The following is a 24,477-nucleotide window of genomic DNA, read 5'->3' as shown; positions in this document are numbered from 1 at the left end:
CCCCGAGGCCCCTTCCAGGCGCCCCGGGGCGCAGTTCGTTCCACCCGAATCCGAGAGGGCTGAACCGCTCCCATGGCGAAGATCCTGAAGTTCGACGAGGACGCCCGTCGCGCCCTTGAGCGCGGCGTCAACAAGCTTGCCGACACGGTCAAGGTGACGATCGGCCCCAAGGGCCGCAACGTCGTCATCGACAAGAAGTTCGGCGCCCCCACCATCACCAACGACGGTGTCACGATCGCCCGCGAGGTCGAGATCGAGGACCCGTACGAGAACCTCGGCGCCCAGCTGGTGAAGGAGGTGGCGACCAAGACCAACGACATCGCGGGTGACGGCACCACCACCGCCACCGTGCTCGCCCAGGCCCTGGTCCGCGAGGGTCTGCGCAACGTCGCCGCCGGCGCCTCCCCGGCCGCCCTGAAGAAGGGCATCGACGCCGCCGTCAAGGCCGTCTCCGACGAGCTGCTCGCCACCGCGCGCCCGATCGAGGACAAGTCCGACATCGCCGCCGTCGCCGCGCTCTCCGCGCAGGACCAGCAGGTCGGCGAGCTCATCGCCGAGGCCATGGACAAGGTCGGCAAGGACGGTGTCATCACCGTCGAGGAGTCCAACACCTTCGGCCTGGAGCTCGACTTCACCGAGGGCATGGCCTTCGACAAGGGCTACCTGTCCCCGTACATGGTGACCGACCAGGAGCGTATGGAGGCCGTCCTCGACGACCCGTACATCCTGATCAACCAGGGCAAGATCTCCTCGATCCAGGACCTGCTGCCCATCCTGGAGAAGGTCATCCAGGCCGGCGCCAGCAAGCCGCTCCTGATCATCGCCGAGGACGTCGAGGGCGAGGCCCTGTCGACCCTGGTCGTGAACAAGATCCGCGGCACCTTCAACGCGGTGGCCGTCAAGGCCCCCGGCTTCGGCGACCGCCGCAAGGCGATGCTCGGCGACATGGCCACCCTCACCGGTGCCACCGTCATCGCCGAGGAGGTCGGCCTCAAGCTCGACCAGGCCGGCCTGGACGTGCTCGGCACCGCCCGCCGCGTCACCATCACCAAGGACGACACCACCATCGTCGACGGTGGCGGCAACTCCGAGGACGTGCAGGGCCGCGTCAACCAGATCAAGGCCGAGATCGAGTCCACCGACTCCGACTGGGACCGCGAGAAGCTCCAGGAGCGCCTCGCGAAGCTCGCCGGCGGCGTGTGCGTGATCAAGGTCGGCGCCGCCACCGAGGTGGAGCTCAAGGAGAAGAAGCACCGTCTGGAGGACGCCATCTCCGCGACCCGCGCCGCGGTCGAGGAGGGCATCGTCTCCGGTGGTGGCTCCGCCCTGGTCCACGCCGTCAAGGTCCTGGAGGGCAACCTCGACAAGACCGGCGACGAGGCCACGGGTGTCGCGGTCGTCCGCCGCGCCGCCGTCGAGCCGCTGCGCTGGATCGCCGAGAACGCCGGCCTCGAGGGCTACGTCATCACCTCCAAGGTGGCGGAGCTCGACAAGGGCCAGGGCTTCAACGCCGCGACCGGCGAGTACGGCGACCTGGTGAAGGCCGGCGTCATCGACCCGGTCAAGGTGACGCGCTCCGCCCTGGAGAACGCCGCCTCCATCGCCTCCCTCCTGCTCACCACCGAGACCCTCGTGGTGGAGAAGAAGGAAGAGGAGCCGGCGGACGCGGGCCACGGCCACGGCCACGGTCACTCCCACTGAGCCACCCGGCCCACAGCAGACACCGAGGCCCGGTGCCCCCGTCGCGGGGGCACCGGGCCTCGGTGCGTCCTCCGGGGCGCGCCGCCTAACCCTCGACGGCGCCGAGCTGCCCCATCAGACCCAGCAGGTCGTACTGCCACCAGCCCTCGACGATCTTCCCGTCGTCCCGGAACCGGTGGACGACCGTCCCGGTCATCGTCACCTCCATGCCGGTCGGCTGGAGACCCATGAAGTCCCCGGTGTGGCTGCCCTTCCACGTCCAGCGGGTGCAGACCCGGTCGCCCTCCGCGATCTGGTCCTCCACGGTGAACGCGAAGTCGAAGCCGCCCCGCCACATCTCCACCTCGCGCCGGACCGCGTCCATCCCGATCACGTCCTGCTCGTTGGTCGGATCGTGGTCGTGATAGCCCTCCGCCAGCACCTCGTCCATCAGCGCCAGCTCCTGCTCCGTCGCGAGCATCTCCATCAGCCGCCGGGCGTTGTTCTTGTACATCGCCTCGTCCCGGACCACGTCCAGGTCGGTGAAGGTCGGCATCTCGTCACAGAGCGCCACCATCTCCCGGAAGATCCGGTCGGTCTCGGGGAGCTGCGAGTTCCGCATCGCCACGTCGTACGACGGGAACTCGACGATCTCCACGATGTGCGAGCCGTCCGACCGGTCCTTCCCCACCATGCTGTGGGTCGCCGTCCTCTTCCCCTCGGTCTGCTCCACCCACTGATCCATGAGCCGGTTCAGCTCGTCCACCCGACTCGTCTTGCAGTCGATGATCTGTACGAACGTCATGACGCCTCCCGACCGCGGTGGGACCCCTCCAGTCTAGGTGGGGTGCGGGGAGCGGGCAGGGGGAGCGCCGCCCGGCGGGACCGGGCGGCCGGGGGCTAGGCCGAGCGCTGGAGGTCCGAGGCGCGGACCTCCTCCGCGAAGGGCTCGCCGTGGACGTAGCGGCCGATCTCGTCGAGGGCGTGGTCGGTCATGCGGTGGAGTTCGTTGCCGAGGGAGCCGGCGACGTGGGGGGTGAGGAGGACGTTGGGGAGGGTGTAGAGGGGGGAGTCGGGGGGCGGGAGCTCCGGGTCGGTGACGTCGAGGGTGGCGTGGAGGCGGCCGGAGACGAGGTGGGGGAGGAGGGCCCGCTCGTCGACGAGGGAGCCGCGGGAGGTGTTGACCAGGGTGGACCCGTCGGGCATGGCGGCGAGCTGGGCGGCTCCGATCATGTGCCGGGTCGAGGGGAGTTGGGGGGCGTGGACGGAGACGACGGTGCTGCGGGCGCAGAGTTCGTCGAGGTCGGCCACGAGTTCCACGCCGGGCGGGGCGACGTCGACGTAGGGGTCGTAGAGGAGGATCTCGATGTCGAAGGGGCGCAGGAGGTCGATGACGCGTCGGCCGATGCGGGAGGCGCCGACGAGGCCGACGGTGCGGCGGTAGTTGCCCCAGGGGGCGGACTCGGCGAGCCAGGCGTGGTCGGCGCGGAGTTCGGCGTACCGCTGGGCGGAGCCGAGGACCCGCTTCCCCGCGAAGAGGATGGCGGCGAGCGTGTACTCGGCGACGGGCAGCGCGTTGGCGGCGGCGGCCGAGGTGACGCGCAGGCCGCGGTCCCAGCAGGCGTCGGTGATGTGGTGTTTGACGGAGCCGGCCGCGTGGACGACGGCCCGGAGGCGGGGCGCGCGGTCGAGGACCTCGGGGGTGAGGGGGGTCGCTCCCCAGCAGGTGAGGAGGAGTTCGGCCTCGGCGAGGGCGGCCGCGACGCGGGCGTCGGGGGCCGTGAGGTCGTGGGCGACCAGGTGCGGGTCGGTGCGGGTGAGCGCGGCGAGCCGGTCGCGGTGGGCGTCGGTGAGCAGGCGTGCGGAGACGCCGGGGCCCATCGCGAGGAGGAGGGAGGGACGGTGGTCGGGGGCGGGGCGCATCGGGGTTCCGGCCTTCCTCACTTGACGCTGCCGGCGGTGAGGCCGGCCTTCCAGTGGCGTTGCAGGGAGACGAAGGCGACGACGAGGGGGACGACGGCGAGCAGCGACCCGGTGACGACGAGGGGGTAGAAGTCGGGTTCGGCGTGGGCGTTGCTGTTCCAGGCGTACAGCCCGAGGCTCAGCGGGTAGAGCTTCTGGTCGGACAGCATGACCAGGGGGAGGAAGAAGTTGTTCCAGACGGCGGTGAACTGGAAGAGGAAGACGGTCACGAAGCCGGGCATGACCATGCGCAGGCCGATGGACCAGAAGACCCGCAGTTCGCCGGCGCCGTCGATGCGGGCGGCCTCCAGGGCCTCGTCGGGGATGTAGCCGGCGCAGAAGACACGGGAGAGGTAGACGCCGAAGGGGTTGACGAGGACGGGGATCAGCACGGCCCAGTAGGTGTTGACGACGCCGACCTCGCTGGCGAGGAGGTACATCGGCAGGGCGAGCGCGGTGGTGGGGACGAGCACGCCGAGCAGGACGAGCCCGAAGAGCGTCTCCTTGCCCCGGAAGTCGTAGACGTGGAAGGCGTATCCGGCGGCGACGCTGACCAGCGAGCAGGCGAGGGCGCCGAGTCCGGCGTAGAGCAGGCTGTTGGCGTACCAGTGGAAGTAGATGCCGTCGTTGTACGCGGCGAGCCGGCTCAGGTTGCCGCCGAGGTCGAAGCCGTCGAAGGAGAAGGCGTTTCCGGCGAGGAGGCCGCCGGCGTCCTTGGTGGCGGCGGTGAGCAGCCAGACGAGCGGGAAGAGCATGTAGACGACGGCGAGGAGGAGGGCGCCGTTGACGGCCGTCTTCGAGAGCCAGCGGTTGGGGGAGCGGGTGCTCACGCGGTGCGCTCCTTCCCCGTCGTGCCGGCCTTGCGGCGACCGGTGAACCGGGTGACGGCGAAGGAGAGCAGGGCGGCCGTGAGGGCGAGGAGCACGGAGGCGGCGGCGGCGAGTCCGTAGTCGTTGCGGTCGAAGGCCGCGGTGTACGCGTACATGTTCGGCGTCCAGGTGGAGGTGACGGCGGAGCCGGTGCCCTTGTTGAGGATCAGCGGCTCGGTGAAGAGCTGGAGGGAGCCGATGATCGTGAAGAGGCCGACCATGGCGAGCGATGCCTTGACGAGGGGGATCTTGACGGCGAAGGCGATCCGCCAGGCGCCGACCCCGTCGACGGTGGCCGCTTCGAGGACGGAGCGGTCGATGGCCTGGAGGGCCGCGTAGAAGATGACCATGTTGTAGCCGAGCCACTCCCACAGGGCGATGTTGACGACGGAGGGCAGGGCTCCTTCGGGGGAGAAGAAGTCGAAGCCGACGCCGCCCGCCTCCATCGCCTCGACGACCGGGCTGAGCTGGGGCGTGTACAGGTAGACCCAGATCAGCGCGGCGATGATGCCGGGGACGGCGTGCGGCAGGAAGAGCGCGAGCTGGAAGAAGCGGCGGGCGCGGGCGAGCGCCGAGTCCAGCAGGAGGGCGAGGCCGAGGGCTCCGGCGAGCAGGAGCGGGATGTAGAGCAGGCAGTATCCGAGCAGGACGCCGAAGCCCTCGCGGAAGGCCCGGTCACCGAGCGCGGCGGTGTAGTTGTCGAGGCCGGTGAAGACGGTCTCGGTGCCGCCGAAGCCCAGTCCGGACTGCTTCTCGGTGAAGAGGCTGAGCCAGACGGCGTAGCCGATCGGCACCACCATCACCGCGGTGAACAGGAGGAAGAAGGGGGTCAGCAGGATCGCCGCGGCGCGGGTTCGGGCCTTCACGCGGTCAGCCCTCGACCTTCAGGCCGCGCTTGGTGAGTTCGGCGACGGTGGCGTCGTGGCCGGCCTTGACGGCGTCGGCGATGCCGGGGCCGCCCTGGGTGATCTTGCCGAACTGGTCCTTGATCGCGGTGTTGGTGGTGCCGGTGGTGGGGCCCCAGGCCCAGTTCGGGCTGATGGACGCGCCCGCGGCCTCGAAGAGGGCGTAGATGTCCTGCCCGCCGTAGTAGCTCGCGTCGAAGGCCTTCCTGGCGACGGGGCGCAGGGCCGCGGCGGCGGGGAACGCGGAGGAGGTGCCGGAGGCGATACGGGCCTTCACGCCAGCCTCGGTGGTGGACATCCACTCGGCGAAGGTGACGGCCGCGGCCTGCTGCTTGCTGTCCTTGGTCACGGCGAAGGAGGTGCCGCCGAGCATGCCGCTGGCGGGCTTGCCGTCCCAGGTGGGCATGGGGGCGACGGCCCACTTGCCGTCCTGCTCGGGGAGGGTGCCCTTGAGGACGCCGGCGCCCCAGGAGGCGCCGAGGTAGCCGATGGTGGTGCCGTTCTTGAGGGAGCCGGTCCACTCGGGGCTGAAGGAGGCGTTCTTGTGGACGAGTCCGGCGTCGAGGAGACCCTGCCAGTAGCCGGCGACCTTGGTGGTGGCGGCGTCGGTGGTGTCGATCTTCCAGGTGTCGTTCTCGGCCTTGAACCACTGGGCGCCGGCCTGCCAGGCCATGGCCTCGAAGGTGGTCGGGTCGTCGGGGAAGAAGGTGGCGATACGGGCCTTGGCGTCGGCCTTCCTGACCTGCTCGGCGGCCTTCCTGAACTCGTCCCAGGTGGTGGGGACCCGGACCTTGTACGTCGCGAAGAGGTCCTTGCGGTAGAAGAAGGCCTGCGGGGCGGCGTCGAAGGGGACGGCCCAGGACTTCCCCCCGAGGGTGGTGAGTTCGACGGTCTGCGGGAGCAGCTTGGCCCGGTCGGCCTCGGTGAACTCGCCGCCGATGTCCTGGAGGGCTCCGGAGCTCACGAACTCGGGGAGCGAGGAGTACTCGATGGAGACGAGGTCGGGGGCGTTGCCGGCCTTCACGGCGTTGGAGATCTTGGCGTAGCCGCCGGCGGTGCCGGAGGGGATCTCCTCGAACTTCACCTGGATGTCGGTGTGGGAGGCGTTGAAGGCGTCCACGACGTCCTTGGAGCCTTTGGCCCAGCCCCAGAAGGTGATGGTCACGGGCCCGTTCGACTTGTTCGCGGTGTCGTCACCGCCGCCGCCGCAGGCCGTGAGGACGGCGAGGGCGGTGGCGGTGCCGGCTATGACGCGGGACGTTCTGCTCCAACTACGGGTCACGGCTCGGCTCCTGGGGGCGGGGCGGCTGGGAGGTTGTGGCCGTGATCCTGTGACCGTTCATGACCGAAGTCAAGAGCGAAAGATTGATTGATCGAAAAAAGATCAGATCGATCGTGCAGGCCGCGCCTCCCCGGACGGGCCCCGCCGACCGGGCCCCGGGCGGGCCGTCAGTCGCCCCGCGCCCCGCACGAGGCCCGCACCCGCAGCCGCGGCAGCAGGCTCAGATGGCGCCGCGCCGGCTCCTCGTCCCCGCCCTCGGTCAGCCGCTCCACCAGCAGCTCGGCCGCGTGCCGCCCCACCTGCCGCTTCGGCGGCGCGACCGCCGTCAGCGGGGTGTCGGCCAGGGCGGCGACCTCGTCGTCGTACGCGATCAGGGCCAGGTCCTGCGGCACCCGCACGCCCAGCTCGGCCAGCCGCTGCACGATCTCGATCGCGTCCACGTCGTTGTGGACCAGGGCGGCGCCCGAGAGGCCCGAGCGGACCGCGTCGTGCAATGCCCGCACGGCCCGCTCGAAGCCCTCCGGATCCGCCTCGGCCGGTACGGAGTCGATGACCGGGCGAGGCTCCTTCAGCCCGAGCGTGCCCAGCGCCTCGGCGTACCCCGCGCGCACCGCGAGCGCCGTCGGGGAGTCGCGCCGTGCCACCAGCAGCGGGGTCGCGTGGCCGAGGGCGAGCAGGTGGCGCAGGGCGAGCAGGACGCCGTGGCCGTGGTCGGAGACGACCCGGTCGAGGTCGTCCAGCGGGCTGCCGGGCTCGGCCCTGCGCTCCAGGAGCACGGCCGGCACGGGGAGGCCGGCCAGCCAGTCCCCGTACGCGAGGCGGTCCTCGGGCCCCCGCCAGCCAGGGGCCACGAGCACGCCCTCGGCGCCGGCCGCGAGCAGCCCCTCGGTGCGGGCCCGGTCCTCCTCGGGCCGGTAGTCCGAGATGCGCAGCACCAGCCGGGCGCCGGCGCGGTCCGCCGCCTCGTGCGCGCCGCGGATGACCTCGGCGAAGTAGTACGTGGCGGAGGGGGCGAGCAGGCCGAGGACCAGGCCCTCGCCGGACCGCGCGCCGGCCGCGTGCTGCCCTTGCGGCCAGGAGACCTGTCCGTGCACCCGGTCGAGCAGCCCCTGCCCGGCCAGCGCCTCGACGTCCCGGCGGGCGGTGACGGGGGAGACCCCGAGGCGCTCGGCCAGTTCGGAGACGCGGGCGGTACCGCGCTCGCGCACCAGGGCCAGCAGTCGGTCGTGTCGTTCGGCAGCACTCTCGCGCACGGCGCAGTTCCCCCTCGCGGTGATGGTGGTCCCTCGACCCTAGTCCCAGAAATGATCGAACGACAGGACTTTCGATCATTCGCTCGTGATCTCTTGACGGTTCGATCGAAGCCCGTCCAGGATTCCGGGCGACGCAGACGCCGACAGGGAGCCCTCAGGGAGCATCATGCCCACGCCGCCCGAGAACCGTGAGCTCAGCCCGTACACCGGCTGGACCCGCCGCCACTGGGAGGCCACCGCCGACCGGCTGCTCCTCGCCGTCCGCCCGTACGCCTCGCCCGGACGCGCGCTGATCGACCTCCCCGGCCCCCGCCCCAGCTGGTCCGGAGCCCGCTCCGACGGCCTGGAGGGCTGGGCCCGCACCTTCCTTCTCGCCGCCCTCCGGATCGCGGGCGCCGGCGGCGAGGACCCGCACGGCCACCTCGACCGGTACGCCGGGGGACTCGCGGCCGGGACCCGGGACCCGGGACGGGACGACCCCGACTCCTGGCCCCAGACGACCGGCACCCGCCAGGCCGTCGTCGAAGCGGCCTCGGTCGCCCTCGGCCTGCGCCTCACCCGGCCGTGGCTCTGGGACCGCCTCGACGACCGCACCCGCCGACGGGTCGCCGACTGGCTCCTGCCCGCCCTCGGGCCGTCCCCCGTCGACAACAACTGGTGGCTCTTCGGGCTCACCGTCGCCGGCTTCCTCCAGGACGCCGGCGTCGAGACCGACCGCGCCGCCGCCACCGTCGACCGCTCCCTCGCCCGCGTCGAGGACTGGTACCTCGGCGACGGCTGGTACAGCGACGGCGACAACCGCGCCTTCGACCACTACAACGCCTGGGCCCTGCACTTCTACCCGGTCCTCCACGCCCACCTCGCCGGCGACCGGGAGCTCCTCGACCGCTACGGCCCCCGGCTCCGCGCCCATCTCGACGACTACGCCCACCTCTTCGACGCCGACGGCGCGCCCCTGCCCTACGGGCGCTCCCTCGTCTACCGCTTCGCCGCGGCCGCCGCCCCCTGGCTGGGCGCCCTCACCGGGCACACGCCGCTCACCCCCGGCGCCACCCGCCGCCTCGCCTCCGGCTCCCTGCGGTACTTCCTCGACCGCGGCGCCACCGACGAGCGCGGACTCCTCACCCTCGGCTGGCACGGACCGTACCCGCCGCTCGTGCAGGAGTACTCGGGACCGGGCTCCCCCTACTGGGCGTCCAAGGGGTTCCTCGGTCTCCTCCTGCCCGCGGACCACCCCGCCTGGACCGATCCCGAGGAGCCGCTGCCCGCCGAACGGGCCGACACCGTCCGCGCCTTCGCCCCCGCCGGGCTGCTCGTCCAGACCACCGCCGCCGACGGACTCGTCCGCCTCCACAACCACGGCAGCAACCACGTGCACAGCGCGGAGGGAGCCGAGGACGACCCCGGCTACGCCCGCCACGCTTACTCCACCCGCACCGGGCCCACCGGCCCGCCCGCCCCGGCCGACAACCACTTCGCCCTGCTCGTCGTCGGCGGGCCCACCCCGCGCGGCCCCGCCGTCCCGGCCGGCACCGGACCCGGCTGGGCCGCCTCGGTCCACCGGCCGCTGCCCGGCGTGCGGGTCCTCTCCGCGACCCTCGCGCACGGCCGGGCCGAGGTCCGGGCCCATCTCGTCACCGGTGCCCCGGAGGGGACCCCCGTACGGCAGACCGGCTGGGCGACCACCCCCGGCGGGCCGCACGCCCGGCTCCACCCGGCGCACGGCTACCCGGCCGGGCGGCCGGCCGGCGAACTCCCCACCGGGGAGACCCTCCAGGGACCCGGCAGCCGCACGCTCGCCCTGCACGGCACCACCAGCGGCCGCGAGAGCCTCTTCGTCGCGCTCGCCTCGCTCACCGGCGCGCCCGACCCCGTGCCCCTGGCCGACCTGGCGCGCGTCCGGGTCGACGGCCGCACCCTGCACGTGACCTGGCACGACGGCTCGACGACACGGCTGCCGCTCGACGCCCCTGTTGCGGCCGACGCGGCCGACGCGTCCGGGGCGACCGGGGCGTCCGGGACGACCGACGCGACCGGGGTGACCGGGGCCCCGGGCCTTTCCGGGGCGTCCGGGCCTTCCGCTGCGGGGACGGCGTGAACCGGGTGCGGAGGGGCGCTACTTCGGCCCGTACTTGCGGCCCGCCCGGGAGGAGACGCCGCCCAGCAGCCCGCGCGGCGCGAGCTTCACGACGCCCATGAGGGCCTTGTAGCGCGGGTCGGGGATCGACAGCGTCTTCCCCCGGTCCAGGTCCGCCAGCGCGGCGGTCACCAGCTTGTCCGCGTCGAGCCACATCCAGCCCGGGATGTTGTCCGTCCCCATCCCGGCCCGCTCGTGGAACTCGGTCCGCACGAAGCCGGGGCAGAGCGCCATCAGCCGCACCCCGCTGCCCGCGAGGTCGCGCGCCGCGCCCTGGGTGAACTGCACGACCCACGCCTTGGAGGCGCCGTAGGTGCCGCGGGGCACGAAGGCGGCCACCGAGGCCACGTTCACCACGGCGCCCCGGCCCCGCTCGTTCATCGACGCGGCGGCGGCCGAGGTCAGCCGCAGCACCGCCTCGCAGTGCACCGTGAGCATCTTCAGCTCGTCGGCCATGGAGACTTCCAGGAAACGCCCCTTGTTCCCGAAGCCCGCGTTGTTCACGAGCACGTCCACCGGGCGCCTCGGGTCGGAGAGCCGGGCCTCGACGGCTGCGATGCCCTTCTCCTCGGAGAGGTCCGCGGAGAGCACCTCGGCCTCGATGCCGTGGCGGTCGTGCAGTTCGGTCGCCTGCTCACGGAGCCGCTTCATGTCCCGCGCCACGAGCACGACGTCGTGGCCGTCCGCGGCGAGTCTCCGTGCGAAGGCGGCCCCGATGCCCGCGGTGGCGCCCGTAATCAGTGCAGTCGTCATACGGGCACGGTAGTGCCCCGTCGCGGCGCTACGGCCGGCCGTACTTCTCCGCGTACTGCCGGGTCAGCGCGAGCAGTCCCGACTCCATCCACTCCGCCGCGGCCAACATGTCGGGAAGCAGGGTGCGTTCGGCGGTCGCGGCCCGATGCAGCAGGGCGACGGTGACGTGATGGTCCGGCCGGTGCACCACCGAGACCGGGTCGCCGGCCCGCACCTCGCCGGGCACGACGACCCGCAGCAGCGCGCCGGGACCGGCGGTCGAGGCCGTGAACCGCTTGACCCACCCCTTCTCCCCGAGGAAGCCCTGGAAGGTGCGGCACGGGATGCGGCCGCCGGTGACCTCCAGGACCACCTCGTCGCCGATCCGCCACCGCTCGCCGATCAGGGCCCCGTTGACGTCGAGACCGAGGGTGGTGAGGTTCTCGCCGAAGGAGCCGTTGGCCAGCTCGCGGCCGAGCTCCCCCTCCCACCGGTCCATGTCCTCGCGGGCGAAGGCGTACGCGGCCCGGTCGTTCCCGCCGTGGAAGCGCAGGTCGCAGACGGCGTCCCCGGCGAGCCCGCCGCCGCCGACGCCGGGCGGCCCGGGCGCCGCGATCCGTACCGGGCCGTCGACGGGCCGCTTGTCGATGCCCGTCGTTCCCGTCGCGGAGTCGGTGTACTCCACGGCCCGGGCGCGGCCCACATTCACACTCAGCAAGGTCATGGGGGCACTTTAAGGGCATCGAACTCAAAGTCTATGGAGAACATTGGCCGCCTCATCCAAGATTCGCTTATGCTTGGACCATGATCGAGGCCCGCCACCTCCGCGTCCTGCGCGCCGTCGCCGCCACCGGCTCCTTCTCGGCCGCCGCGCGGGAACTCGGCTGCACCCAGCCCGCCGTCAGCCAGCAGATGAAGGCCCTCGAAGCCTCGGCCGGCACCCCGCTGCTGATCCGCACCGGCCGCGAGATGCGGCTCACCCAGGCGGGCGAGGTCCTGGTCCGGCACGCCTCCGGCATCCTCGCCGGGCTCACCGCCGCCGAGGAGGAGGTCGCCGCCATCGCCGGGCTCCGGGCCGGCCGCGTGCGCCTGGTGTCCTTCCCGAGCGGCAGCTCCACCCTCGTCCCGACCGCGCTCGCCGCGCTCCGGGCGGCACACCCCGGTACCCGGGTCTCGCTGGTCGAGGCGGAACCGCCGCGCTCGATCGACATGCTCCGCGAGGGCGACTGCGACGTGGCCCTCGCCTTCCGGTACGGCGCGGGGCAGGCCGAGTGGGACGACCTCGTCGTCCGGCCGCTGCTGGCCGACCGGCTCGTGGGCCTGGTGCCCGAGGGGCACCGGCTCGCCGGGGCGGACGCGGTCGGCATCGCCGAACTCGCCGAGGAGTCCTGGATCGCCGGCTGCCCGCGCTGCCGCCGCCAGCTCGTCGAGGTGTGCGAGGAGGCGGGGTTCACCCCCCGCATCGACTTCGCCACCGACGACTACCCGGCCGTGGTGGGCCTGGTGGGCGCGGGGCTGGGCGTGGCCGTCCTGCCGGAGCTGGCCATCGAGTCCGTCCGCCCCAAGGGCGCCAGGACCGTGACCGTGGAACCGGCCGTCGAGCGCGAGATCGTGGCCCTGACGCTGCCCGACCTCGCCCAGGTCCCGGCCGTCGCCGCCACGCTGGACGAGCTGACCCGGGCCGCCGCGCGCGCGTGACGGCGCTCCGCCCACGGCGCGCGGGGGCTCCCCGTGCCCGGATGGGGGCGTGAAGACTCACCGCCCCGGCGCGAGCCGGCGTGGCCGGCCGTCCCGCGCGGGCGCACGGGAGGGACCCCGGCCGCCACGCGCGCGCGGGCAGGCCCGACACGCGCGTGTGCGCGGTGTGCTGATCAATTGCAGAAACGTTCCTTCACATACGCTCCACGATCGGCCGGCCCGCGGCCGCGGCCGATGTCGTCATGGATGTCATGGGAGTCATGGGCGCCGTGCTCGCGGCCGACGCGGTCGTCGGTGCCGCCGAGATCAGGCGGTTCCGGGCGCGTCCCATGAGCTCTTCGCGTTCGTCCTCGGTGAGGCCGCCCCATACGCCGTAGGGCTCCCGCACGGCGAGTGCGTGTGCCGCGCACTCCGCGCGTACCGGGCACCGCATGCAGACCTCTTTCGCCGAGTTCTCACGCGCACTCCGTGCCGCGCCGCGCTCTCCCTCGGGGTGGAAGAACAGGGAGCTGTCGACGCCGCGGCAGGCCGCGAGCAGTTGCCAGTCCCACAGATCGGCGTTGGGTCCGGGAAGGCGGGAGAAATCTGCCATTGCGCTTGTCCCCTTGAAACCGTGTCGAACGGATAGGTGGGCGGGTGGATGGCTGATCGGCGGGGCCTCCGGGTCCCCGACAGGTCGAGGTGTGCACACCTACTGTCGAAGTAGATGTAAATATGACTCATTGCGAATCTAGCCACAGACACTGCGAAAAGGGAAGAAAAGCCGCTAAATGGGGCATAGCTTTCGATCTGGGACGAGTGACCCCGATGCTCTGCTCCGTGTGCGGCCCCTCACGTAGAGTGCCGAAGTCGTGCGTCCGGCCCGTAACTCTTTCGAGTGACCGTCGTTGAGTGGGTGGAAGCGGTTGAAGGAACAAGTGATCGGGCAGGTGTCCGAGAGCGTCAATCGCACAGGTGACGATTACGTACAGCCCTGGAGGCTCAAGGTGACGCGCTACAGCTGCGAGAGCCGCGGAGGTCAGGCATGACATCCGTCCTCGTCTGCGACGACTCCCCGCTTGCCCGAGAGGCGCTCCGCCGCGCGGTCGCGACCGTGCCCGGCGTCGAGCGCGTGACCACCGCGGCCAACGGCGAGGAAGTCCTCCGCCGCTGGGGCGCGGACCGCTCGGACCTGATTCTGATGGACGTACGCATGCCCGGTCTGGGCGGCGTCGAGACCGTCCGTCGGCTGCTCTCCGCGGACCCCGGCGCCCGCATCATCATGCTGACGGTCGCCGAGGACCTCGACGGCGTCGCGCTCGCGGTCGCGGCCGGCGCCCGCGGGTACCTGCACAAGGACGCCTCGCGCGCCGAGCTGCGGGCCACCGTCACCCAGGCGCTCGCCGACCCCACGTGGCGGCTCGCCCCGCGCCGGCTCCGCTCCGCCGAGATGGGCGCCGCGCCCACCCTCACCGCGCGCGAGATCCAGGTCCTGGAGGGCATGAGCCACGGCCGGTCCAACGCGGAGATCGGGCGCGAGCTCTTCCTCTCCGAGGACACGGTCAAGACGCACGCCCGCCGTCTCTTCAAGAAGCTGGGCGCGTCCGACCGGGCCCATGCCGTCGCCCTCGGATTCCGCTGGGGCCTGGTCCGCTGAACCGCAGGTCGCCCGCCATGTCCCCGTCCGGGTCCGCGTCCGTCGCGGGGCGGACGGGGCCGGCTTGTGTCACTTCCCGGCCGGATGACGCATCCTTGAGATGTGGAGTTCCTCGGGGACGAGTCGATCGAGCGGGAGGGGAGGGCGCGGGAGATGAGTTCCGGCGCACCTGCTCATAACGCTTCGGTGCACAACTACGGACGCGGTGCCGCGAACGCAGAAGCGTCGGGGCACCATGGAGCGATGCGCGACGACGAGACCGTCAGGTCCCCCATGCCCGCCGGGCAGGGGGAGATCGGCGCGCTCGTCGGTCGCGCGGTCGACGGCGACGCGCAGGCGACGCACGACCTGCTCGCACGGGTGCACCCGCTCGCCCTGCGGTACTGCCGCACCCGCCTCAACCGGCTGCCCGGCGACGCCCGGCACTTCGTCGAGGACCTCGCCCAAGAGGTCTGCGTCGCCGTCCTGATGGCGCTCCCGCGCTACAAGGACACCGGCCGGCCGTTCGAGGCCTTCGTCTTCGCCATCGCCGGCCACAAGGTCGCCGACCTCCAGCGCGCCGCCATGCGGCACCCGGGGTCCACGGCCGTGCCCTCCGACGAGATGCCCGAGCGGCCCGACGACTCCCTCGGCCCCGAGGAGCGGGCCCTGCTCAGCGACGACGCCGAATGGGCCAAGAAGCTGCTCGCCAACCTCCCGGAGAACCAGCGCGAACTGCTGGTGCTGCGGGTCGCCGTCGGACTGACCGCCGAGGAGACCGGCCAGATGCTCGGCATGTCCCCCGGCGCCGTCCGGGTCGCCCAGCACCGCGCCCTCAGCCGGCTCCGCGCACTGGCCGAGCAGTAAGTCTCGCCGGGCCCAGTCGTCCCTTTCGTACACGTGGGAACGTCCAAAGCTTCCCGGTGATCTTGATCGTGGAATGAGACACCGCTTCAGCCCGTTAGCATGGACATCCCGCACCGATCAAGGCCATTTGGGAAGGTGTCATGACTGCCAACGTCGACGGAGTGCCCGAGAAATTCGCGACACTCGGGCTGACCTACGACGACGTGCTGCTCCTGCCGGGCGCGTCCGACATGGCGCCCGACCAGATCGACACCGCCTCGTACATCTCGAAGAACGTGCGGGTGAACATCCCGCTCCTCTCGGCCGCGATGGACAAGGTCACCGAGTCCCGCATGGCGATCGCCATGGCGCGGCAGGGCGGTGTCGGCGTGCTGCACCGCAACCTCTCCATCGCCGACCAGGCCAACCAGGTCGACCTCGTGAAGCGCTCCGAGTCCGGCATGGTCAGCGACCCGATCACGGTGCACCCCGACGCCACGCTCGCCGAGGCCGACGCGATCTGCGCCAAGTTCCGCATCAGCGGCGTCCCGGTCACCGACCCGGCCGGCCGGCTCCTGGGCATCGTCACCAACCGCGACATGGCCTTCGAGACGGACCGCAGCCGCCAGGTGCGCGAGGTCATGACCCCGATGCCGCTGGTCACGGGCAAGGTCGGCATCTCCGGCGTGGACGCCATGGAGCTGCTGCGCCGCCACAAGATCGAGAAGCTGCCCCTGGTCGACGAGGCCGGCATCCTCAAGGGCCTCATCACGGTCAAGGACTTCGTCAAGGCCGAGAAGTACCCGAACGCCGCCAAGGACAAGGAAGGCCGGCTGCTGGTCGGCGCCGCCGTCGGCGTCGCCGGCGACGCGTACGAGCGCGCCCAGGCCCTCATCGAGGCCGGCGTCGACTTCATCGTCGTCGACACCGCCCACGGCCACTCCCGCCTGGTCGGCGACATGGTCGCCAAGATCAAGTCGAACTCCTCCGTCGACGTCATCGGCGGCAACATCGCCACCCGCGACGGCGCCCAGGCGCTCATCGACTCCGGTGTCGACGGCATCAAGGTCGGCGTCGGCCCCGGCTCCATCTGCACCACCCGCGTCGTCGCCGGCATCGGCGTCCCGCAGGTCACCGCGATCTACGAGGCATCCCTCGCCGCCAAGGCGGCCGGCGTGCCCGTCATCGGCGACGGCGGCCTGCAGTACTCCGGCGACATCGCCAAGGCGCTCGTCGCCGGCGCGGACACCGTGATGCTCGGCTCGCTGCTCGCGGGCTGCGAGGAGTCCCCGGGCGAGCTGCTCTTCATCAACGGCAAGCAGTTCAAGTCGTACCGCGGCATGGGCTCGCTCGGCGCCATGCAGTCCCGCGGCGAGCAGCGCTCCTTCTCCAAGGACCGCTACTTCCAGGAGGGCGTCGCCTCCGACGAGAAGCTCGTGCCCGAGGGCATCGAGGGCCAGGTGCCCTACCGGGGCCCGCTCTCCGCGGTCGTGCACCAGCTGGTCGGCGGTCTGCGCCAGTCGATGTTCTACGTCGGCGGCCGCACGGTGCCGGAGCTCCAGACGAACGGACGCTTCGTCCGGATCACCTCGGCGGGCCTCAAGGAGAGCCACCCGCACGACATCCAGATGACGGTCGAGGCGCCGAACTACAGCAGGAAGTAACACAGCGCGACGCGTGGGGGCGGTTCCGGCATGTGGCCGGAGCCGCCCCCCGCGCGTGTGTCGGGGATACTGGTAGGCGCAGACGTAGAGGGAAAGGCCACACATCGTGACTGAGATCGAGATCGGGCGCGGCAAGCGCGGCCGCAGGGCGTACGCGTTCGACGACATCGCCGTCGTCCCGAGCCGGCGCACCCGGGACCCGAAGGAGGTCTCGATCGCCTGGCAGATCGACGCCTACCGCTTCGAGCTCCCCTTCCTGGCCGCCCCCATGGACTCGGTCGTGTCGCCGCAGACCGCCATCCGGATCGGCGAGCTGGGCGGCCTGGGCGTCCTCAACCTGGAGGGTCTCTGGACCCGGTACGAGGACCCGCAGCCGCTGCTCGACGAGATCGCCGAGCTGGACGAGGCGACCGCGACCCGCCGTCTGCAGGAGATCTACGCGGCCCCGATCAAGGAGGAGCTGATCGGACAGCGCATCAAGGAGGTGCGCGACTCCGGTGTCGTCACCGCCGCCGCGCTCTCCCCGCAGCGCACCGCGCAGTTCTCCAAGGCCGTCGTCGACGCCGGTGTGGACATCTTCGTCATCCGCGGCACGACCGTCTCCGCCGAGCACGTCTCCGGTGCCTCCGAGCCGCTGAACCTGAAGCAGTTCATCTACGAGCTCGACGTCCCGGTCATCGTCGGCGGCTGCGCCACGTACACCGCGGCCCTGCACCTGATGCGCACCGGCGCCGCGGGCGTCCTCGTCGGCTTCGGCGGCGGCGCGGCGCACACCACCCGCAACGTCCTCGGCATCCAGGTCCCGATGGCGACCGCGGTCGCCGACGTGGCCGCGGCCCGCCGCGACTACATGGACGAGTCCGGCGGCCGCTACGTGCACGTCATCGCCGACGGCGGCGTGGGCTGGTCCGGCGACCTGCCGAAGGCCATCGCGTGCGGCGCCGACTCGGTGATGATCGGCTCCCCGCTGGCCCGTGCCACGGACGCGCCCGGCAAGGGCCACCACTGGGGCATGGAGGCCGTCCACGAGGACGTGCCGCGCGGCAAGCTCGTCGACCTGGGCATCGTCGGCACCACCGAGGAGATCCTCGCCGGCCCGTCGCACACCCCCGACGGCTCCATGAACTTCTTCGGCGCCCTGCGCCGTGCGATGGCCACCACCGGCTACAGCGAGCTCAAGGAGTTCCAGCGCGTCGAGGTCACCGTCGCGGACGCCCAGCACAAGCGCTGACGCCCGGTCGTCCCGACGCCGAGGGCCCCGCACCTGTCCGGTGCGGGGCCCTCGGCGTACGCGGGTTCTAGGCGGCGGCCTTCTTGGCGCCGGAGAACGCGGCGAAGGCGGCGAGCGCGAAGAAGAGGAACGTCAGCACGTCCTTGTCCGCGTTCCACACCTCCGTCAGCGTGCCGAACTCCTGGAAGAAGAGCTCCGAGGCGGAGACGTGCAGCTGCTTCGCCCCCAGGATCGCGATGCCGACGAGCTGGCCGAGGTAGACGCCGCCCAGCGAGAGCACCGCGCCCGCGACCGGCAGGACGGGGCTGCGGCCGCCGACCTTGCCGGCGGCGAGGCCCACGAGGAAGCCGACGCCGACGGCGGCCCAGCCGATCTCCCGCTCGATGCCGCCGATGACGGCCCCGTACACCACGCCGGTGAGGACCGCCGTGACGAGGGCGGCCACCAGGCCGAGCGCCACGTTGTCGCGGACCGGCGCGGGCGGCGGCGCCGTCGGGTACGGCTGCGGGGCGGCGCCGTCGGCGAACGGGTTGCCGGACGGCGGCGGAACGGGCTGAGACATGCGGTGATCCCCCCAGGGACACGGGCGCACGGATGTGCGAACAAGAGCCCGGAGGCTAGCAGTCCGCCCACCGCCCCGCCCAGGGGATTTCAGAGGCGGTGGGCCGCCCCGGCGGGGGTGGCGCCGCGGGTGTCGAGCAGCAGCTGTGCCTTGACCGCGAGCCCCTGGAGGTCGTAGGTGCGGTGGTGCTGGAGGAGGATCGTCAGATCGGCGTGGGCGGCGGCCTCGTAGAGCGAGTCGGCCCGGGGGACGGGCAGCTCGCGGACGCGCCAGTCGGGGACGTGCGGGTCGTGGTAGCTGACGGTCGCCCCCAGGTCCATGAGGCGGCGGGCGATCTCGTCGGCGGGGGAGCCCTGCCGGTCGGGGAGGTCGGGCTTGTACGTGATGCCGAGCAGGAGCACCCGGGCGCCGCGGGCCGACTTCCCGTGCTCGTTGAGGAGGGTGGCGGCGCGCTGGACGACGTACCCCGGCATGCGCTCGTTGACCTGGCCGGCGAGCTCGACCAGACGCAGCGGCCGGTGGGCGCCGACGGTGTCGACGGGGACGCCGTGCCCGCCGACACCGGGGCCCGGGCGGAACGCCTGGAAGCCGAACGGCTTGGTCTCGGCGCAGCGGATGACGTCCCAGAGGTCGACGCCGAGCTCGTTGCAGAGGACCGCCATCTCGTTGACGAGGGCGATGTTGACGTGCCGGAAGTTGGTCTCCAGGAGCTTGACCGTCTCCGCCTCGCGGGGGCCACGCGCGCGTACCACCTTGTCGGTGAGCCGGCCGTAGAACGTGGCGGCGGACTCGGTGCAGGCCGGGGTGAGGCCCCCGATGACCTTGGGGGTGCCGGCGAAGCCGTGGGTGCGGCTGCCGGGGTCGATGCGGCCGGGCGAGTACGCGAGGTGGAAGTCGCGGCCGGCGCGGAGGCCCGAGCCGGTCTCCAGGAGGTCGCGGAGGAGGCCCTCGGTGGTGCCCGGCGGGACGGGGGACTCCAGGAGGACGGTGGTGTGGGGGCGGAGCCGGGCCGCGAGCGCGCGGGCCGCGTCGGTGACGGCGGTGAGGTCGAGGGTGCGGTCGGGGCCGAGGGGGGTGGGGGCGCAGAGGACGGCGGTGCGGACCCGGCCGAGTTCGGCGGGGTCGGTGGTCGGCCGGAAGCCCCCCGCGAGCATGCGGCGGATCTCGGGCGTGGTGAGGGAGCCGTCGACGGGGGAGCGGCCGGCGGCGAGTTCGGCGAGGGGGCGGGGGTCGGTGTCGTAGCCGACGGTGTCGATGCCCGCGGCGGTGGCGGCCTGGGCGAGGGGCAGTCCGTGGTGGCCGAGGCCGATGACGGCGAGATCAGCGGGCATGGGGGGTGAGCCGTCCTTCCCTGTAGCCGGAGGGGACGCGAGGCGCAAGCCCGGTGGACAGAACGAGTCGCCCGCAATGTCAGACTAGGCGTAAATATGACCGACATGCGGCATTGTGCGTCCCAAGGTCGCCGAGTGTTATCCACAGGGTGGCGGCGAGGCGGTGGCTGAAGTCACCGGACCGGGACAGAATCAGGACTGTGAGCCGGGCCACAGAGGCCCGGTTCGTGCGGTGCCCACCGCTCGTGCGGGAAGACGACCCCGCACGGAACGGACGGGGGACGACGGGAGGCAGCAGCCGTGAGGACAGCGACACTGGGACCCGCCGAGCGCGTCGAGGCGCTCGCGGCCATGGCCGAGCACGAACTCGACGTACTGGTGGTCGGCGCCGGCGTGGTCGGCGCGGGGACGGCGCTCGACGCCGTCACGAGAGGGCTCACCACCGGCATCGTCGAGGCCCGCGACTGGGCCTCCGGCACCTCCAGCCGGTCCAGCAAGCTCATCCACGGCGGCCTGCGCTACCTGGAGATGCTCGACTTCGCGCTCGTCCGCGAGGCCCTCAAGGAGCGCGGACTCCTCCTGGAGCGGCTCGCCCCCCACCTGGTGAAGCCGGTCCCCTTCCTCTACCCCCTCCAGCACAAGGGCTGGGAGCGGTTCTACGCCGGCTCGGGCGTCGCGCTCTACGACGCGATGTCCCTCTCCTCCGGCCACGGCCGCGGACTCCCCGCCCACCGGCACCTCTCCCGGCGCAACGCCCTGCGCGTCGCGCCCTGCCTGAGGAAGGACGCCCTCGTCGGCGCCCTGCAGTACTACGACGCCCAGATGGACGACGCCCGCTTCGTCACCACCCTCGTCCGCACCGCCGCCTCCTACGGCGCCAGGGCCGCCAGCCGGGCCCGCGTCGTCGGGTTCCTGCGCGAGGGCGAGCGGGTCGTCGGCGCCCGCGTCCAGGACGTCGAGGCCGGCGTCGCGTACGAGATCCGGGCGAAGCAGATCGTCAACGCCACCGGGGTGTGGACGGACGACACCCAGGCGCTCATCGCCGAGCGCGGCCAGTTCCACGTCCGCGCCTCCAAGGGCATCCACCTGGTCGTCCCCAAGGACCGCATCCACTCCACCACCGGGCTCATCCTGCGCACCGAGAAGTCCGTGCTCTTCGTCATCCCCTGGGGACGGCACTGGATCGTCGGCACCACCGACACCGACTGGGACCTCGACAAGGCGCACCCCGCCGCGTCCAGCGCCGACATCGACTACCTCCTGGAACACGTCAACACCGTGCTCGCCACCCCGCTCACCCGCGACGACGTCCAGGGCGTCTACGCGGGGCTGCGCCCCCTCCTCGCCGGCGAGTCGGACGCCACGAGCAAGCTCTCGCGCGAGCACACCGTCGCCCACCCGGTCCCGGGCCTGGTCGTCGTCGCCGGCGGCAAGTACACGACGTACCGCGTCATGGCCGAGGACGCCGTCGACGCGGCCGTCCACGGCCTCGACCAGCGCGTCGCCCCCTGCGTCACCGAGGACACCCCGCTCCTGGGCGCCGAGGGCTACCGGGCCCTGTGGAACGCGCGGGCCAGGATCGCGGCCCGGACCGGACTGCACGTCGTCCGCATCGAGCATCTCCTCAACCGCTACGGCTCCCTGACGCAGGAGATCCTCGACCTCGTCGCCGCCGACCCCGGCCTCGGCGAGCCGCTCGCGGCCGCCGACGACTACCTGCGCGCCGAGATCGTCTACGCCGCCTCGCACGAGGGCGCGCGTCACCTCGACGACGTCCTCACCCGGCGGACCAGGATCTCCATCGAGACCTTCGACCGGGGCACCCTCAGCGCCCGCGAGTGCGCGGAACTGATGGCGCCGGTCCTCGGCTGGGACGACCTCCAGATCGAGAAGGAGGTCGAGCACTACGAGAAGAGGGTCGAGGCGGAGCGGGAGTCGCAGCGCCAGCCCGACGACCTGACAGCCGACGCGGCCCGGCTCGGCGCGCCGGACATCGTGCCGATCTGACGGCCCGCCCGGCGAGGAGGGGCCGCGCCCGCCGGTCCCGACCGGACGGTGGCCGGGGCCCGGCCGGAGGGCGGTCGGGGACGGGCGGGGACGGAACGGACGCCGATCTGACAGGACGTCCGGGTCGTCCGTAATCCTGCGGGAACCTGGAGGGTGTGCGGAAGCGTCGTCATCCCGGAGTACGGACCCGGGGGCGCCACCCGTCCCGAGGTGAGGGACAATGGGCTCTCTTCCAGGGCGGGTTACCGCATCGCGCGGGAAGCGGCAGACGCGGCGCAGATCAGGGATCGCAGAGGGGACGCATGTCGGAGGCGGAGCAGTCGCGGGACACGGCGAAGGACCCCGGGCGGGACGCCGCCGCGGGGGCCGCGACCGACGGCGACCGAGGAGCGGTCCCGGCCGCGCGTGAAGCGGGACGGGACGAGCAGGACACGCAGGTCGGACGGGGTGCGAAGGCCCCGGAGGACGCGCGTCCGGGGCAGTCCGCGGAGGCTGCCGAAGGCCCCGGGGACGACCGGGGCACGAAGGGCGGCACGGACGCGCCGTCTGACGGAGCGAAGGATTCCGGTGGGGGCGACGCCGCCGCCGGGACCGCCTCCGCGCCGGCCGGCGCCCCCGTCGGGGACGTGCCGACCGGACGCCTCCGCGGCACCGAGCCGTCGACCGGCCGGGCCGGCTTCGGCGCCGGGGACGGCGACGGCGAGAGCGGCCGCGCGGCCGGCACCGCCCGCACGTCCGGCGGCGACCGGCTGCGCAAGGCCCCGGTGGGCGAGGGACGGCTCCTCGCCGGCCGCTACCGGCTCGGCGTGGTCCTCGGCCGCGGCGGCATGGGCACCGTGTGGCGCGCGGTCGACGAGATCCTCGGCCGCACGGTCGCCGTCAAGGAACTCCGCTTCCCCACCAGCATCGACGACGACGAGAAGCGCCGCCTCATCACCCGGACCCTGCGCGAGGCGAAGGCCATCGCCCGGATCCGCAACAACGGCGCCGTCACCGTGTACGACGTCGTCGACGAGGACGACCGCCCCTGGATCGTCATGGAGCTCATCGAGGGCAAGTCCCTCGCGGACGCCGTGCGCGAGGACGGCGTCCTGACGCCCCGGCGCGCCGCCGAGGTCGGCCTCGCCATCCTCGACGTGCTGCGCTCGGCCCACCGCGAGGGCATCCTGCACCGCGACGTGAAGCCGTCCAACGTGCTGATCGCCGAGGACGGCCGGGTCGTCCTGACCGACTTCGGCATCGCCCAGGTCGAGGGCGACCCCTCGATCACCTCCACCGGCATGCTCGTCGGCGCCCCCTCCTACATCTCCCCGGAGCGCGCCCGCGGCCACAAGCCCGGCCCCGCCGCCGACCTGTGGTCCCTGGGCGGCCTGCTCTACGCGTCGGTCGAGGGCAGCCCGCCCTACGACAAGGGCTCCGCCATCGCCACCCTCACGGCGGTCATGACCGAGCCGGTCGACCCGCCGAAGAACGCGGGACCCGAGCTGGAGCAGGTCATCTACGGCCTGCTCGCCAAGGACCCGGCGCAGCGGCTCGACGACGCCGGCGCCCGGATCCTGCTGCGCGCCGTGCTCGACGCGCCCGAGGCGGCCCCCGTCGCCTCGCCCGAGGTCACCAAGGTCGTGCCGCTGCCGCCCCGGCCCGCACACGTGCCGGCGGCGCCCCCGGTGCCGCCGACCCCGGCGGCCGACCGCAAGCAGGGCTCAGAGGCCCCCGCCGACCGGATGCGGGGCGCCCTGAACTCCGTGCGCAACGCGGCCGCCTCCGGCGCGCCGAAGCCCGCGACGAGCCGGCCCGGCGGCAAGCCCGCCGCGGCCCGCGCGACGCTGACCGACGTCGTGCCGCGCCGCACCCTGGTGATCATCGCCGCGGTCGCGGTCCTCGCCGTCCTCGGCACGATCCTGGCCGTCTCCCTCGGCGGGGGCGGCGACGCGGGCAACCAGGGCAAGGGCAGCGGTGGCACGACCGCCTCGGCCGGCACCACGGCCGGCGGTGACGGCGGCGACGGCTCCGACGGCGGCAAGGGCCAGACGCCCGGCGGCCCCGGCCAGCAGGGCGGCGCCCAGCCCGGTGACACCAACTCCACCGGCGCGACCGGCGCGAACGGCACGACGGGCGCCACGGACGGCTCGAACGCCACCGGCACGCCCTCGGCCAAGCCCGGCGGCGGCACGCAGCTGCCCGCCGGCTACGCCCTCGTCACCAACGCGAAGTTCCACTTCTCGATGGCGATGCCCTCCACCTTCCGGCTCCGCGCCATAGCGGGATACGACTCCGGCGGAATATTCAGCGAGAGCGGCGGCTTCCCGCGCGTCCAGGTCGACTTCAACGACAGCCCGAAGGACGACGCGGCCGCCGCCTGGCGGCTGGCGATGGCGGGCGTCGCCGCCACCAGCAACGACTACCGGCACATCGGGATACGACAGGTCGCGTACAAGGGGTACCCGACCGTCGCCGACTGGGAGTTCGAGCGCGTCCAGAAGGGCATCCGCGTCCACGTGCTCAACCGCGGCTTCAAGGTGGACGCCCGGCACGGCTACTCGATCATGGTCAGCTGCAAGGCGGACGAGTGGAACGGCGCGGAGTGCCGGACGCTGCGGGAGACGGCGTTCGCCACGTTCGCGCCCAAGGACTGACCGGTGCCACGTATCGTGAGAGTTCGTGGACCGTACGCAGCCGAACAGAGCCGTTAACTGCACGGTG

General features: G+C 72.6%; 19 protein-coding genes and 1 pseudogene. 9 read left to right on the top strand and 11 right to left on the bottom strand.

Going from position 1 to position 24,477, the window contains the following annotated elements; all coding sequences use genetic code 11:
• Positions 1-72 precede the first annotated feature (72 nt).
• Positions 73-1,701: a chaperonin GroEL gene (gene groL / locus ACZ60W_RS08740; protein WP_469754660.1), complete on the top strand. Its 1,629-nt coding sequence runs from the start codon at positions 73-75 to the stop codon at positions 1,699-1,701.
• 85 nt (positions 1,702-1,786) lie between these two features.
• Here groL and ACZ60W_RS08735 read toward each other — a convergent pair whose 3' ends face one another.
• The 6 genes from ACZ60W_RS08735 to ACZ60W_RS08710 all read right to left on the bottom strand — a co-directional run bounded on the left by ACZ60W_RS08735 (position 1,787) and on the right by ACZ60W_RS08710 (position 7,951).
• Entirely contained in the window at positions 1,787-2,485 is a 699-nt protein-coding gene (locus tag ACZ60W_RS08735) for an ester cyclase (protein ID WP_469754659.1), read from the bottom strand.
• 95 nt (positions 2,486-2,580) lie between these two features.
• Positions 2,581-3,603, bottom strand: coding sequence for a hydroxyacid dehydrogenase (locus ACZ60W_RS08730; protein ID WP_469754658.1), 1,023 nt, complete (start codon positions 3,601-3,603; stop codon positions 2,581-2,583).
• A gap of 17 nt (positions 3,604-3,620) precedes the next feature.
• On the bottom strand, positions 3,621-4,472 hold the full coding sequence (locus ACZ60W_RS08725; RefSeq protein WP_469754657.1) for a carbohydrate ABC transporter permease: 852 nt from the start codon (positions 4,470-4,472) through the stop codon (positions 3,621-3,623).
• Positions 4,469-5,377, bottom strand: a complete 909-nt coding sequence (locus ACZ60W_RS08720; RefSeq protein ID WP_469754656.1) for a carbohydrate ABC transporter permease — start codon at positions 5,375-5,377, stop codon at positions 4,469-4,471. Before ACZ60W_RS08720 ends, ACZ60W_RS08725 begins: the two co-directional genes overlap by 4 nt.
• 4 nt (positions 5,378-5,381) lie before the next feature.
• Positions 5,382-6,698, bottom strand: a complete 1,317-nt coding sequence (locus tag ACZ60W_RS08715; RefSeq protein ID WP_469754655.1) for an ABC transporter substrate-binding protein — start codon at positions 6,696-6,698, stop codon at positions 5,382-5,384.
• Positions 6,699-6,865: 167 nt separating this feature from the next.
• Complete coding sequence (locus ACZ60W_RS08710) at positions 6,866-7,951, bottom strand: LacI family DNA-binding transcriptional regulator (protein WP_469754654.1); 1,086 nt, start codon at positions 7,949-7,951, stop codon at positions 6,866-6,868.
• A gap of 166 nt (positions 7,952-8,117) precedes the next feature.
• Here ACZ60W_RS08710 and ACZ60W_RS08705 point away from each other — a divergent pair, with 166 nt between their 5' ends.
• Positions 8,118-10,049, top strand: coding sequence for a DUF2264 domain-containing protein (locus tag ACZ60W_RS08705; protein WP_469754653.1), 1,932 nt, complete (start codon positions 8,118-8,120; stop codon positions 10,047-10,049).
• Positions 10,050-10,067: 18 nt separating this feature from the next.
• On the opposite strand, the gene ACZ60W_RS08700 is transcribed toward ACZ60W_RS08705, so the two are convergent.
• Both ACZ60W_RS08700 and ACZ60W_RS08695 read right to left on the bottom strand, forming a co-directional pair.
• Entirely contained in the window at positions 10,068-10,841 is a 774-nt protein-coding gene (locus ACZ60W_RS08700) for an SDR family NAD(P)-dependent oxidoreductase (protein WP_469754652.1), read from the bottom strand.
• A gap of 28 nt (positions 10,842-10,869) precedes the next feature.
• Positions 10,870-11,544: an MOSC domain-containing protein gene (locus ACZ60W_RS08695; RefSeq protein ID WP_469754651.1), complete on the bottom strand. Its 675-nt coding sequence runs from the start codon at positions 11,542-11,544 to the stop codon at positions 10,870-10,872.
• A gap of 80 nt (positions 11,545-11,624) precedes the next feature.
• Here ACZ60W_RS08695 and ACZ60W_RS08690 point away from each other — a divergent pair, with 80 nt between their 5' ends.
• Positions 11,625-12,518 (top strand): LysR family transcriptional regulator, encoded by an 894-nt coding sequence (locus tag ACZ60W_RS08690; protein WP_469754650.1) that lies wholly within the window; start codon positions 11,625-11,627, stop codon positions 12,516-12,518.
• Positions 12,519-12,789: 271 nt separating this feature from the next.
• On the opposite strand, the pseudogene ACZ60W_RS08685 reads toward ACZ60W_RS08690, so the two are convergent.
• Positions 12,790-13,110, bottom strand: a pseudogene (locus ACZ60W_RS08685) (WhiB family transcriptional regulator); the annotation flags it as partial.
• A gap of 432 nt (positions 13,111-13,542) precedes the next feature.
• On the opposite strand from ACZ60W_RS08685, the gene ACZ60W_RS08680 reads away from it, so the two are divergent.
• From ACZ60W_RS08680 to ACZ60W_RS08665, 4 genes are all read left to right on the top strand, one after another.
• A complete protein-coding gene (locus tag ACZ60W_RS08680) occupies positions 13,543-14,154 on the top strand; it encodes a response regulator transcription factor (RefSeq protein WP_003948568.1) in 612 nt (203 codons plus the stop codon).
• A gap of 243 nt (positions 14,155-14,397) precedes the next feature.
• Positions 14,398-15,000, top strand: coding sequence for a sigma-70 family RNA polymerase sigma factor (locus ACZ60W_RS08675; RefSeq protein ID WP_026058283.1), 603 nt, complete (start codon positions 14,398-14,400; stop codon positions 14,998-15,000).
• A gap of 140 nt (positions 15,001-15,140) precedes the next feature.
• Entirely contained in the window at positions 15,141-16,643 is a 1,503-nt protein-coding gene (gene guaB / locus ACZ60W_RS08670) for an IMP dehydrogenase (RefSeq protein ID WP_469754649.1), read from the top strand.
• 106 nt (positions 16,644-16,749) lie between these two features.
• The gene (locus tag ACZ60W_RS08665) at positions 16,750-17,874 is read left to right on the top strand and encodes a GuaB3 family IMP dehydrogenase-related protein (protein ID WP_017239635.1); all 1,125 of its coding nucleotides are present in this window, start codon (positions 16,750-16,752) and stop codon (positions 17,872-17,874) included.
• A gap of 67 nt (positions 17,875-17,941) precedes the next feature.
• Here the strand turns inward: ACZ60W_RS08665 and ACZ60W_RS08660 are convergent, their stop codons facing one another.
• Together ACZ60W_RS08660 and ACZ60W_RS08655 are read right to left on the bottom strand one after the other, a co-directional pair.
• On the bottom strand, positions 17,942-18,436 hold the full coding sequence (locus ACZ60W_RS08660) for a hypothetical protein (RefSeq protein WP_469754648.1): 495 nt from the start codon (positions 18,434-18,436) through the stop codon (positions 17,942-17,944).
• An 89-nt stretch (positions 18,437-18,525) separates the two neighbouring features.
• Positions 18,526-19,767, bottom strand: a complete 1,242-nt coding sequence (locus ACZ60W_RS08655; RefSeq protein ID WP_469754647.1) for a nucleotide sugar dehydrogenase — start codon at positions 19,765-19,767, stop codon at positions 18,526-18,528.
• Positions 19,768-20,067: 300 nt separating this feature from the next.
• Between ACZ60W_RS08655 and ACZ60W_RS08650 the strand changes: the two genes are divergently transcribed.
• Together ACZ60W_RS08650 and ACZ60W_RS08645 are read left to right on the top strand one after the other, a co-directional pair.
• The gene (locus tag ACZ60W_RS08650) at positions 20,068-21,774 is read left to right on the top strand and encodes a glycerol-3-phosphate dehydrogenase/oxidase (RefSeq protein ID WP_469754646.1); all 1,707 of its coding nucleotides are present in this window, start codon (positions 20,068-20,070) and stop codon (positions 21,772-21,774) included.
• Positions 21,775-22,076: 302 nt separating this feature from the next.
• Positions 22,077-24,410, top strand: a complete 2,334-nt coding sequence (locus ACZ60W_RS08645; RefSeq protein ID WP_469754645.1) for a serine/threonine-protein kinase — start codon at positions 22,077-22,079, stop codon at positions 24,408-24,410.
• Positions 24,411-24,477 lie beyond the last annotated feature (67 nt).

Source organism: Streptomyces sp. NPDC104202 (assembly GCF_055584185.1).
Note: the sequence above shows the minus strand (reverse complement) of the source record. Positions and strands in the feature narration are given on the sequence as shown.

Bases quoted from the DNA above. Each gene is read 5' to 3' on its own strand.
- groL (WP_469754660.1), top strand. From the start codon at position 73: ATGGCGAAGATCCTGAAGTTCGACGAGGACGCCCGTCGCGCCCTTGAG.
- ACZ60W_RS08695 (WP_469754651.1), bottom strand. From the start codon at position 11,544: ATGACCTTGCTGAGTGTGAATGTGGGCCGCGCCCGGGCCGTGGAGTAC.
- ACZ60W_RS08690 (WP_469754650.1), top strand. From the start codon at position 11,625: ATGATCGAGGCCCGCCACCTCCGCGTCCTGCGCGCCGTCGCCGCCACC.
- ACZ60W_RS08700 (WP_469754652.1), bottom strand. From the start codon at position 10,841: ATGACGACTGCACTGATTACGGGCGCCACCGCGGGCATCGGGGCCGCC.
- ACZ60W_RS08730 (WP_469754658.1), bottom strand. From the start codon at position 3,603: ATGCGCCCCGCCCCCGACCACCGTCCCTCCCTCCTCCTCGCGATGGGC.
- guaB (WP_469754649.1), top strand. From the start codon at position 15,141: ATGACTGCCAACGTCGACGGAGTGCCCGAGAAATTCGCGACACTCGGG.
- ACZ60W_RS08680 (WP_003948568.1), top strand. From the start codon at position 13,543: ATGACATCCGTCCTCGTCTGCGACGACTCCCCGCTTGCCCGAGAGGCG.
- ACZ60W_RS08735 (WP_469754659.1), bottom strand. From the start codon at position 2,485: ATGACGTTCGTACAGATCATCGACTGCAAGACGAGTCGGGTGGACGAG.
- ACZ60W_RS08645 (WP_469754645.1), top strand. From the start codon at position 22,077: ATGTCGGAGGCGGAGCAGTCGCGGGACACGGCGAAGGACCCCGGGCGG.
- ACZ60W_RS08660 (WP_469754648.1), bottom strand. From the start codon at position 18,436: ATGTCTCAGCCCGTTCCGCCGCCGTCCGGCAACCCGTTCGCCGACGGC.
- ACZ60W_RS08655 (WP_469754647.1), bottom strand. From the start codon at position 19,767: ATGCCCGCTGATCTCGCCGTCATCGGCCTCGGCCACCACGGACTGCCC.
- ACZ60W_RS08675 (WP_026058283.1), top strand. From the start codon at position 14,398: ATGCGCGACGACGAGACCGTCAGGTCCCCCATGCCCGCCGGGCAGGGG.
- ACZ60W_RS08705 (WP_469754653.1), top strand. From the start codon at position 8,118: ATGCCCACGCCGCCCGAGAACCGTGAGCTCAGCCCGTACACCGGCTGG.